This is a genomic window from Phyllobacterium sp. P5_D12 (assembly GCF_054049495.1).
On the sequence record NZ_JBFUMG010001173.1, the window covers coordinates 1 to 568 of the forward strand.

General features: G+C 56.5%; 1 pseudogene. It reads left to right on the forward strand.

Annotated features, from left to right (window positions below):
• Positions 1 to 568: pseudogene (locus tag ACXJ5O_RS29345) on the forward strand (allantoinase PuuE); the annotation flags it as partial.

Sequence of the window (568 nt, forward strand, 5' to 3'; positions counted from 1 at the left end):
GCTCGGTGAACACCGTCGATCTCGTCACCGAGGAAGGCGGCTTCGACTATGTTTCCGATTCCTATGCCGACGACCTGCCCTATTGGCACGAGTTCGGCGGCAAACACCAGCTCGTTGTTCCCTATACGCTCGATGCCAACGATATGCGGTTCGCGACGCCGCAAGGATTCAATGCTGGCGATCAGTTCTTTTCCTATCTGAAGGACAGTTTCGATACCTTGTACGCCGAAGGTGAAGCCGGTTCGCCCAAGATGATGAGCATTGGTCTCCATTGCCGTTTGGTCGGCCGGCCAGGAAGGATCGCAGCTCTCACCCACTTCATTGAATATATACAAGGCCACGAGAAGGTCTGGCTCGCTCGTCGCATTGACATCGCGCAGCATTGGGCCACGAACCATCCCTATAAACCGCAGCGAGTGCAGCCATCTACAATGTCCGAGGACGCATTCGTCTATCGCTTTGGCGGGGTGTTCGAACACTCAGACTGGATCGCAAAACGGGCATACGCTGCCGAGCTCGGACCATCCCACGATAACGTCACGGGACTGCACGCCGCGCTTTGTACGGC